Origin of the sequence: Herbinix hemicellulosilytica, from assembly GCF_002904165.1 — a bacterium.
Classification (GTDB): domain Bacteria; phylum Bacillota; class Clostridia; order Lachnospirales; family Lachnospiraceae; genus Mobilitalea; species Mobilitalea hemicellulosilytica.
Genome location: NZ_CVTD020000015.1, coordinates 428,005 through 439,462, shown reverse-complemented (window position 1 = coordinate 439,462; position 11,458 = coordinate 428,005). Strand labels below are relative to the sequence as shown.

The following is an 11,458-nucleotide window of genomic DNA, read 5'->3' as shown; positions in this document are numbered from 1 at the left end:
ATAATAAAAAAAGAATATATGAATATGTAAACTGTCAGGTTATTGGTTTTCAATAATCTGGCAGTTTTTTATTGGGTTTTGTCAGTTTTGTCAATAATTATTATTTTTATGTCTATTATTATCAAAAAAATCAGTTAATTTACAGAAAATATTTCTTGACATTACCAAAAACTGTAAATATAATAGGGGGCAGGTCCTTAAAAATACATAGAATTATATTCAATAGCTGTTATAGATATTCATGGTTTTAAGGAGAGATAGACAATGCAGACTGATAGCTTGATTAATCATAACGGTGGGTATTATGGTACGAATACATTAGATTTAAGTAATGTACTGGTAGATGAAAATTATGATTACAGTGATATTGTAATAAATTTTAATAAACACAGGACTTACTTTATTGTTAAGCGAATACTAGATATTTTTTTATCATTTATTGCACTTGTTGTCTTATCTCCGATTTTTTTACTTACTGCAATAGCGATCCGGCTGGAGAGTAAAGGAAAAATTATATTTACACAAATGCGGACGGGTAAAGACGGGAAAGTTTTTAAGATGTATAAATTCCGCAGTATGTGTGACGGGGCTGAACAGTTGCGGTCTAAACTACTAAATTTAAATGAAATGGATGGTCCTGTTTTTAAAATATCCAATGATCCGAGAGTAACAAAAGTAGGCAGATTTATTCGAAAGACGAGTATTGATGAATTACCGCAACTAATAAATATTATAAAAGGCGACATGAGTATCGTTGGACCAAGACCTTTAGTTACTTATGAAACAGATCAGTTTTCCGACTATCATAACCGGCGGCATATGGTAAGACCGGGACTAACCTGTTACTGGCAGATAAGCGGCCGTAATGATATATCATTTAATGAATGGATGGCGCTGGATCTGAAATATCTTGAGGATATCAGTTTTTGGACGGATATCAAGATTATATTAAAAACTTTTAAAATGGTACTAACCGGCAAGGGAGCTTATTAAACGTTATATACCTCTGTAAATGAACAATTATATTAAGATTATTAAGAGAATAATTATTAATAAGAAATAAAAATGCTATAGCAAAATGGGAATGCCGATTTATTTAGTGCCTTACCGATTGCCGGCCTTTATTACAAAAGCCTAATTAATGTAAGAGAACAAGTGACAAATGATATTTTACAAAGACTAATAAAATTAAAAGTAGGTATGTGATTGTAATGGATATGGTTTCGGTTATTACACCGGCATGGAATAGCGAAAAATACATAGAAGAAACAATAAGATCGGTTCAAAGGCAATCTTACACAAACTGGGAAATGATTATAGTGGATGACGGTTCAACAGACAATACCGTAAAAATTGTAGAAAATATTTCTAAAAATGATACAAGAATCAGGCTTATAAAACTTAAAGAAAACGGCGGAGCTGCAAAGGCAAGAAATTGCGCCCTGATGGAAGCAGGCGGGCGTTTTATAGCATATCTGGACGCTGATGATATCTGGAAGCCGGATAAGCTAAAAAAACAGGTACAGTTTATGCAAGAAAATAGGTACGGTTTTTCATGTACATCCTACGAAGTAATTGACGATTCCGGCAAACCCCTGAACAAATATATACATATGTTGCCTAAAGTAGATTATTATGGCTTTCTTACCCATAATCTTTTGCAGACCGTCGGAATTATGGTTGATACATCTATAGTAGACAGGAAATACCTGATAATGCCTGATATGAAAAGAAGACAGGATGCGGCAACCTGGCTTAATATACTTAGAGCCGGATTTTGCTGCTACGGGCTTGATGAGATACTGGCAGAATACAGGAGAACAAAAAATTCGCTTTCAAGCAATAAGTTCAAAGCGGCAAAAAATATGTGGTTTCTTTACAGGAAAGTGGAATGCCTTTCTTTCCCTTTTAGTTGTTTCTGTTTTCTGAAATATGCCATGTTGGCCGTATGGAAGAGAATGTATTTCATAAATAAATCAATGGTCAGTGAGGAGTTATGAAAAAAGAAATTATCAGATCATTAAGGAAATTATTATCGAAAATAAATACAGATTTATCATGTAAAATAATGTACAGAGCTTTTCTTAAGAAAAATCCTGATTTGGACAACCCAAAATCGTTTAATGAAAAGATATGCTGGTTAAAGCTGAATGTATTTCCGTACGATAAAACTGTTATAGACTTAGCGGATAAACTTAAAGCCCGCAGCTATATCACGCAGAAAGGATATGCCGATATTTTGGTACCGCTTATCGGTGTATGGGACAGGGCGGATGATATAAAATGGGACGAGTTGCCTAACAAGTTTGTTTTAAAATGTAATCACGGTGCCGCTTATAATATATTGTGCAAGGATAAAAATAAATTAAATATAAAGGTTACGGTTAAAAAACTAAAAAAATGGATGGCCGAGGATTTTGGGCTGGTTTCTGCAGAAAGGCATTACAGCAAAATTGAAAGAAAGATAATATGTGAAAAATTTATAGAAGGGGAAATAGAAGATTATAAATTTTTCTGTTTTAACGGCAATGTACGGTTTTATTATGTATCCCGTATAAAAAACGGTGATTTTCATAATATGGTGTGTGATTTTTTTATGCCTGACGGAACACCGGCAGACTTTTACAGAACCGATCATCAAAGATTTGAGTTACTTCAAAATCCACCTGAAAATTTGCAGGAAATGCTGAAAATAGCTCAAGATCTGTCATCGGGTTTCCTCTTTGTGCGTGTTGATTTAATGAGAGCGGGAAATAAAATCTATTTTACGGAAATGACATTTACACCTTCGGCAGGGATGATGCCGTTACTGCCTGAAGGAACCGATGAAAGACTGGGTAAATTGCTTGATCTTAAACAGTATAAAAAGGTTTATTTGATGAGGAAAATCGGTGTAATCGGACGAACGGCATATAACTCGGACTTGTGTGACGGACAAACTATTAAAACCAGAATACTGGTTGAAGAATTAAAGAGAAAATATCCATATGCAAAGATTAAAATAGCGGATACTTATAATTACAAAGTAAATTTTATAAAAATTTTATTAAATATATTCTTAATAGTTAAAAACAGCCAGGTTATTTTTATATCCCTTTCCAGAAACGGTATGAGGGTAATATTTCCGATTGTGAATTTTTTGAACAGGTTTTTCAATAAGCCGGTTTTGCATGTCTGTATCGGAGGATCATTGGACGAATTGGTAATTAAGAATAAATGGATGAAAAAACAGCTGAATAAATTCCGGGTTAACTGGGTCGAATCGGTTCAATTAAAGGAAAGACTTATGGCACTGGGAATTGTCAATGCTGAATATCTTCCCAATTTTAAACGTCTTGACCCTGTCAAAGCCGAGGCCTTAATACAGCATAATGATGATACATTCTGCTTCTGCACGTTAAGCAGAGTAAATAAGGCTAAAGGTATTTCGGATGCGGCGCAGGCAATTATATCTATAAATAAAGAATTCGGATATAACAAGGTATTTTTGGATATATACGGACCGATTGAAGATAATTACGGAGCAGTTTTAGACAAATATATCGCCGAATCTGACGGATCAATAAAATACAAAGGTGTTGTCGATTATACCAAAACGGTCGATGTACTTAAGGATTACTATGCCCTTTTGTTTCCTACAACATATTACGGCGAAGGATTTCCGGGTACATTACTGGATGCATTTAATGCCGGCCTGCCGGTTATAGCAACAGATTGGCATCTAAATCCGGAGATTATCACCCATAAGAGTACCGGATATCTGTATTCCTGGCAGGATCCGGACGGTTTGAAAAGGTGGATAAAATACGCGATCGAACATCCGGAAGAAAATTTCGTTATGAGGCAAAACTGCCTGCTTGAGGCAAAAAGATACACCGCCGACTTTGCCATGGATATTGTAGAAGATTATCTGTTAAAAATTGCAATAAAAGCCGGATAAAATTATAACAATATTATAACTGAGGTTTTGAAAGAAGCATAAAAATCACATTTTATTAAAAAGACATTTATGGATGGTTAACCAAAGAAAGGTAGATTTTATATGCCCAGGAAAAATATAGCCATAATAGTTCCCACATTAAATAAAGGCGGGGCTGAACGGGTAGCGGCAAACTTATCAGCAGAATTTTCAAAATATTACAATGTATATGTTATTGTACATGACGGAAGAGATATTACTTACCCATATGGCGGAATATTATGTGATTTAAAAATACCGCCGTCAAATTCGAAAATTAAAAAAATAATTAACCTTATAAAGCGTATTCGGGCGGTAAGAAAAATAAAGCAAAGATATAGTATTGACTATACTTTAAGCCATTTGCCCCCGGCCAACTATGTAAATATTTTTTCTAGAAAAAAAGATAAAATATATACATTTGTTCACAGCACGGAGAAAAATACGCTGAAAAATATAATACGCATGAAGACGGTTGCCTTGTTATCGGATAAAGTAATTTGCGTATCTGAATGTATCCGTAATAATCTTATACATAATTTTAAAATCTCTGAAAAAAAACTTGTAACGGTGTATAATTTTTGCCCCGGGTTAAAACCGGGTGACAATTATTGTGAACTTGAACACAGAGAACATAAACAGAGTGATACAATAACTGTTGTCAATATGGGAAGGCTGTCTAAGCCAAAAGGCCAGTGGCATTTAATCAGGGCCTTCAGTCATGTTGTAAAAAAACATAAAAATGTTCGGCTTGAGATTATCGGTGACGGGGAATTAAGGGATGATTTAAAGGAACTTACAAAAAAACTAAACATAGAAAATCACGTATATTTTGCCGGGTTTCTTATAAACCCCTTTGAAAGGTTGGCCAGGGCAGATATTTATGTTTCTTCTTCTCTTTATGAGGGACTGCCTATGGCATTGATTGAAGCAGGAATGTGTGGCATACCCATTATATCTACAGATTGCGACGGATGCAGGGAATATGTCGCACCGAATACTGTTGAGGCAAAAAATAGTATGAATGAAGACAAATTTGGTATCCTAGTTCCTGCTTTTAATGAGGGGACAATCAGTCAGACAGAATTAACCCCAAATGAAAAAATACTGGCGGATGCTATAGAGACTCTGATTTCTGACCGGGAAAAAAGGAAGCATTTCGGTATTATGGCAAGGCAAAGATCATTGGATTTTATACCCGATAAGATTATGAAACAATGGTTTGAACTTCTTACTTAGGGTGAGGCTGATGAAAATAAGAATCGACAAAGATTTTTTTATAAGAAGCGAATTGTTTATATTGCTTTTACTGGGAATTACACAGATAAGATCTATGGAAACGACAAATTTGCTGCTTAATATCCTGCTTTTGGCAATAATGGCTATTATGAATATTGATACCATGACGATAATGTTATTTGTTGCGTTGCCGTTTTTTAACCTGATGAATTATAAAATGGGAACAACAAGCCTGTATTATTTGGGTATCATAATATTTTTAGTTAAATATTTTTTTACCGCAAAAACAGCAAAAAAAGCAAGCAGGCTTCTGATACTGTTAGGTTTAATTATATTAAGAATACCTAGCGGTGATTTTATTTTATTGATTAAATGGACTTTACTGATATCGGTATTAATTTTTACATACAATGAAGAATTTTTCGTCGGCCAAATTAAGGATATTATCAAATATATTTCGTTTTCAACATTATTCTCATCTGTTATAGGGTATTACATGTTAAAAACCGGAACATCAATTTACACAAGGTCGTACGTATTCACATATGGAATAGGTAAAACAACAAGATTTGCCGGACTCATAGGTGATTCTGTGTTTTATGCGCAGTTTGTTGATATTCTGATTGCGGCAAATTTAATAATTGCATTTTACAATGACAGAATAGTGAATGTTAATACACTTTTGGCAGCGGCATTGACACCGTTTGTTGTTATAACATATTCCAAGATGGGCTTCATTTTGCTGATATTTTCATATGCGGTTTTTGCGTTTTCTTCAATCAGACACAACGCCATAAACCACAATAAGATTTATAAGTCCCTGTTTTTATTGCTTTTTTCGGTTTTGTTCTTTTCAGTTTTGACAGCATATATAAGTTCCAACAGAGATTTATATGTTGTAAAAAATTATATTACCAGGTTTTCGAGCAGCGATTTGTCGACAGGAAGAATAAAAATAATTAAGCATTATATAGCTTTATTAGGCAAAAGCTGGAGAACGCTGTTTTTTGCAATGGCCCAAGATGTATATACCACACCCTTTACCACAAATGGGATTAACATGATTAACAGGTCTCACAACATTTATTTGGAAACAGTCTGTGCCTTTGGCCTGACGGCTTCAGTCATAATTTTTACCTGGATAATAACAAGGATTTTTAAAGCCTGTGCCGGAAAAGAATACGTAAAAATACTTCCCGCTGCGATTTTGCTGGTCAGTGGGCTGGTTTTGCATGGGCATTTTGAATTTCATTATTATGCTTTGGTTGCCCTTGCCATGGCGTTTTTAAGCTGCAATTTAAGCAAATTTGATGTAAGAAAAGAGGCCTTAAATTGAAAACGGTAGGTATTATAACATATCATGCATCCAAAAGTTACGGGGCCTGTTTACAGGCAAAAGCCACATTGGAAATAGTAAGAAAATTAGGGTTTTACCCAGAGTTAATAGATTATATCAACCGAAAGGAGCAAAAGAGATTTAAAACGCCTGTTAACAGCCTTGGCAGTGCCGCAAAGTATATTCGGTGGAAAATAAAATCGCTTATATTGAGAGACTCTTATTGGGCGAAAAAAGCATTCGGTTATACAGGTCTTTTTTATCAGGGAGCGGTTACCCACACTAAGTATACTTCATTGGATGAATTGAATAAAAGCAGTTATGATATTTTATTGGCAGGAAGTGACCAGGTTTGGAACCCTGCGATTACGGGGGGGATAGATAAAGCCTTTTTGCTTGGATTTGGTATGGCAGAAAAACGCATTTCTTATGCTTCCAGTATGGGCAGCCATGTAATTGCACAGGAAGAGAAAAAGATTTTTAAAGAATGCCTGGAAAGGTTTTCTGCCGTAAGTGTGCGGGAGGTACATGCAAAAAACGAAATAAAAAAGGTTATTGATATTCCGGTTAGCATTGTGGCGGACCCGACGTTGCTATTTAACCGGGATGAATGGCAAAATTTTTTGTCTGTACTTCCGGACCGGTTTAAATCTATAAAGGATAAATATATTCTGTCTTTTTTTGTGGGCGGCAGTACTGACACATATTACAGTGAGGTCAGTCGTATCAAGCAAAAGATGGGCTTGCCGCTTTATAATATTCAAATTAACAAATACAAGAGGAAAAATGTTGACAGGGCGTTAGCCGGGGTCAATTGTGCGGAATTAATATCATTAATAAAAAACGCGTCCGTTGTGGTGACTGATTCATATCACGGTACAGTTTTTTCGATTCTGTTTGAGAAAGATTTTATTTGCTTAAGCAACAAAGCCAATCCGGTCCGTGTCAGGGAATTATTAAATTCTTTGGGGCTTGATGAAAGATTGGATAATTTGGAATGCTTAAATGATAAAATTGATTACGATTCGGTAAGCAAAAAACTTATAAAAATCAGAGAGGAAAGTATAGAATGGCTGAAGAATGCGTTAACAGCATAGAAATTGAAAATATCTCCGGTATCGGCAGAAATTATTGTACAGGCTGCCTGGCCTGTATAAATGTTTGCCCGGCGCAGTGTATTTCGGTGGATTATGACAGCGAAGGTTTTTTTTGGCCATCTATTAACCATAAGGAGTGCATAAGATGCAAAAAGTGCACTAAGGTTTGCCAGGTTATGTTCCTACCGCAAAAAAACAGCATTATAAATGGGTATGCGGCAGCAATCAAAAATAAAGACATTTCAAAAGAAAGCTCGTCGGGGGGCATTTTTCCTGCTTTGGCTTTAAGTTTTATAAGTGACGGGGGATATGTCTGCGGTGCCGGATTTTGTCCTGATCTGACGGTCCGCCATACAGTTACGGACAAACCTGATAATGTTCTTAATATGAGAGGCTCCAAGTATGTGCAAAGTTTTCTGTCCCCCGATACATACACAGAAATTGAAAAGTTACTAAGCGATGGTAAAAAAGTATTGTTTGTCGGTACACCCTGCCAGGTGGCAGGCATGAAAAATCGTTTTTCGCAGGCGGAAGGCTTATTCTGCATAGATTTGATATGCCATGGTGTTCCAAGCCCTGTAATATTAAAAAAACACCTGGAAAGGAACTATCAGAAAGCTGCGGGCAGGATTTACAGCGTAAAATTCAGGGAAAAGACCAAATGCGAAAATAATGAATTCAGATTTGTTATTAATACGGAAAGAAAAAAAATAAGGGTTTATGCCTCAGATGACCCTTATTACAATGCTTTTTTACAGGGGAAATCATTTAGGGAGTGCTGTTATAACTGTAAATTTGCCTCATGTGACAGGACAGGGGATATTACAATTGGAGATTGCGCCAATCATAAGGCATACAGCGAATATTTCGCATACGGCGAAGTATTGTCTACGGTATTAATAAATACTTCAAAAGGAATCGCTTTGTGGAACCGTATTAAAGACCGGTTAAATTACGTAAAGGCTGATATCCGGCGGGAAGCAGAGCTTAATGAGCAGTTAAGCAGGCCTTTTATAAGGCCTGCGCAAAGAGACGAATTCTATAAAGATTTTTATTCCATGGATAAATCTTATTTTGAAAGCAAATATGTATCTTACCTTCCGGCAAAGGCCAGACTAAAAAGGACTTTGCGAAGAATTATACCGTTAAGTATAAAGGGGATTATAAGATGGGCGGTAAAAAATTAGACAAAACATTACTTAGCAATACTTTTTTTCTGTACTTGCTTACTTTTTCATCCCGCTTGTTTAGTTTGGCAACAGTTCCGTATCTTACCAGGATACTTGGGGCAGTAACTTACGGGAAAACGGGAATTGCATTGGCTTATATGTCGTATGTGGCAATTATAATGGATTTGGGATTTATATTATCGGGAACACAAAAAGTTGTAAATCATAAGAATGACATTTTATATATCAGCAAATTGATATGTTCGGTTGCTCTTATAAAGTTTTTGCTGGGAATATTAGTATCAGCCATTTTTACTGCATATATCCTGTGCAATCCTAATATGAGATATGACTTTTGGTTTTACTTTTTCTATTTGGCAGCTTTTATTGTCAATGCATTTTTGCCGGATTTTTATTATCGCGGGATTGAAAAAATGAAAGTAATAACTTATAGGACTTTAGCGGTTAAAACTATTTTTACGGTTTTAATTTTCATACTTGTAAAAGATGACAGGGATTATTGGCTCATTCCGCTAATAACTTTGCTTGGCAATGCCCTTGCCCTGATTATCATGTATTACGATCTGAAGAAAAATTACGGCATACGTTTTTGCCGGGCAAGTTTATCGGAGGTATGGCAGATTACAAAAGATACTCTGCCTTTTTTTGCGTCGAGGATTGCCTCGACTGTTTATCAGGCATTAAATACTATCATATTAAGTTTTGTATACGGCAATTCACCGATAATCGGATATTATACGTCGGTTGACAAAATAGTGTCATTGAGTAAAACTGTTTCCTCGCCTTTGGCGGACAGCCTTTACCCGTATATGTTAAGAGAAAAGGATTTTAAAACGGTAAAAAGATTACTGATAAAGACAATGCCTGTTATTATAATAGGGACATTAATTATTTTTATATATGCAAAGCTTTTGTGCATTTTTCTGTTTGGCAGGGAATACGCTTCTGCAGGAAATATTTTACGGTGTCTGTTACCGATAATTGTGGTTATTTTGCCGACATATCTGCTTTGCTTCCCGGTCATGGTACCTCTTGGTTTGTCCAAATACGCCAATATGTCCAATATTGTAGGTATGGGTATCCAAATAATCGGTCTTGTAATTTTAATTTTCACAGATAATATCAATGTCTATTCCATATGCATAATGTCTTCTGTTACGGAAGTGTGTGTATTTTTGTTCAGGCTGGCGGCAGTGTTGGTTTACAGGCAAAGAATAAGGCACAAAAGGTATTTCAGATATACTGAAAACAGCATATCTTAAGTATTTGTCAGTTCCATAATAATAAGGAAAAAACATTTAGGATTAAAGAGGTTGTTATTATGTTGAAGAGGGGAAGTATTAGGAAGATTCTTCTGATATCCGGTGCTTTATTCATATCTGTACTGTTAATTATTGCAATCTCTGTCTTTTTTATAATCCGTTCATACATAAAAAAAATAAATATAGTTTCGGCTGTAGAAGAAACATACATAGATGAGGAAGAATTGGAACCTGAGCCGGAAGATTTATTTGCCGATATAACTGATTCACCTAAAGAAGAAATTGATTTGATTGAAGAACGGATTCGCAAAAATATGGAGGATAATCAGACACCGATTGTAAATGATGATGATGTAACCAATATTCTTCTAATCGGAAGCGACACAAGAAAGAAAGGCGGTTTTGGTCGTTCGGACGCTATGATAATCGTTTCTATAAATAAAAGGAATAAAACTATAACGGCCACATCAATTCTTAGAGATATTTACCTAAAAATACCGGGAAAGAAGAACAACCGTATAAATGCGGCATATGCGCTTGGTGGGGCCGGCCTTCTAATGGATACGATAGAAAAGAATTTTAAGATAAAAGTAGACAGGTTTGTATCGGTAGATTTCTATGCATTTATAGAAATAGTTGATGCTGTCGGCGGAATTAAACTGGACGTTACAGATAAAGAAGTCCCTATCATAAATAATTATGTCGAAGAGCTTAACCGGTTAAATGGCCAGGACGAAGCCCTTGATAAGCTAACCGGCCCAGGATCTTATCTTTTAAACGGCAAGCAAACGCTTGGGTATGTCAGAAATCGTTATATAGGTACTGATTTTGCAAGAACTGCCAGGCAAAGAGAGGTTTTGGAAAAGATTTTTAACGGAGTAAAAGGATTAAGCATTACAAGGCTTAACGGTTTAATGAACGAAATACTGCCGGAAGTTACAACTAATTTGACTGAAGGTGAAATCTTCTCATTGATTTTATCACTACCGACATATGCTTTGTATGATTTACAGCAGCTGACTGTTCCCGTAAGTAATTCATATAAAAATTTACGTATAAACAATATGGCTGTCTTGGGAATTGATTTTGAAAAGAATATAAAAGAAATCCGCTCAAAAATATACGGCGCAGAATAACGGTTTAATTTAAGTATGATATATTCGATGGGTATAATATCCCTTTTGTACGAAAAATCCGTTTGGGTCATGTCAAAAAATGACTCTGTGACAAGTATGATGCCTTATATAAAAAACCTTATTACTTGTCCCGGAGTCTTTTTTTGTCTTTAATACGTCGGTTTTTGACATGCCCGGTTATAATTTGTTTTTATGGTATTATAAGAAATTAAACAGATATAGTCAGCTATGATTTTTATG

The 11,458-nt window shown here is 35.4% G+C and carries 9 protein-coding genes; all 9 read left to right on the top strand.

Annotated features, from left to right (window positions below; genetic code table 11):
• Positions 1–264 precede the first annotated feature (264 nt).
• The 9 genes from HHT355_RS07150 (at position 265) to HHT355_RS07110 (ending at position 11,218) form a co-directional block, all read left to right on the top strand.
• On the top strand, positions 265–993 hold the full coding sequence (locus HHT355_RS07150; RefSeq protein ID WP_103202732.1) for a sugar transferase: 729 nt from the start codon (positions 265–267) through the stop codon (positions 991–993).
• A 218-nt stretch (positions 994–1,211) separates the two neighbouring features.
• On the top strand, positions 1,212–2,000 hold the full coding sequence (locus HHT355_RS07145; RefSeq protein WP_103202731.1) for a glycosyltransferase family 2 protein: 789 nt from the start codon (positions 1,212–1,214) through the stop codon (positions 1,998–2,000).
• On the top strand, positions 1,997–3,940 hold the full coding sequence (locus HHT355_RS07140; RefSeq protein ID WP_103202730.1) for an ATP-grasp fold amidoligase family protein: 1,944 nt from the start codon (positions 1,997–1,999) through the stop codon (positions 3,938–3,940). Before HHT355_RS07145 ends, HHT355_RS07140 begins: the two co-directional genes overlap by 4 nt.
• A 102-nt stretch (positions 3,941–4,042) precedes the next feature.
• Complete coding sequence (locus tag HHT355_RS07135; protein WP_103202729.1) at positions 4,043–5,197, top strand: glycosyltransferase; 1,155 nt, start codon at positions 4,043–4,045, stop codon at positions 5,195–5,197.
• Between the two features lie 10 nt (positions 5,198–5,207).
• Positions 5,208–6,533, top strand: a complete 1,326-nt coding sequence (locus tag HHT355_RS07130) for a hypothetical protein (protein WP_103202728.1) — start codon at positions 5,208–5,210, stop codon at positions 6,531–6,533.
• Positions 6,530–7,630: a polysaccharide pyruvyl transferase family protein gene (locus tag HHT355_RS07125; RefSeq protein ID WP_103202727.1), complete on the top strand. Its 1,101-nt coding sequence runs from the start codon at positions 6,530–6,532 to the stop codon at positions 7,628–7,630. The genes HHT355_RS07130 and HHT355_RS07125 overlap by 4 nt, the downstream gene beginning before the upstream one ends.
• Positions 7,603–8,817, top strand: a complete 1,215-nt coding sequence (locus HHT355_RS07120; protein ID WP_103202726.1) for a Coenzyme F420 hydrogenase/dehydrogenase, beta subunit C-terminal domain — start codon at positions 7,603–7,605, stop codon at positions 8,815–8,817. The genes HHT355_RS07125 and HHT355_RS07120 overlap by 28 nt, the downstream gene beginning before the upstream one ends.
• On the top strand, positions 8,799–10,082 hold the full coding sequence (locus HHT355_RS07115) for an oligosaccharide flippase family protein (RefSeq protein WP_103202725.1): 1,284 nt from the start codon (positions 8,799–8,801) through the stop codon (positions 10,080–10,082). The genes HHT355_RS07120 and HHT355_RS07115 overlap by 19 nt, the downstream gene beginning before the upstream one ends.
• A gap of 59 nt (positions 10,083–10,141) precedes the next feature.
• Positions 10,142–11,218 (top strand): LCP family protein, encoded by a 1,077-nt coding sequence (locus tag HHT355_RS07110; protein WP_103202724.1) that lies wholly within the window; start codon positions 10,142–10,144, stop codon positions 11,216–11,218.
• The last annotated feature ends 240 nt before the right edge of the window (positions 11,219–11,458 follow it).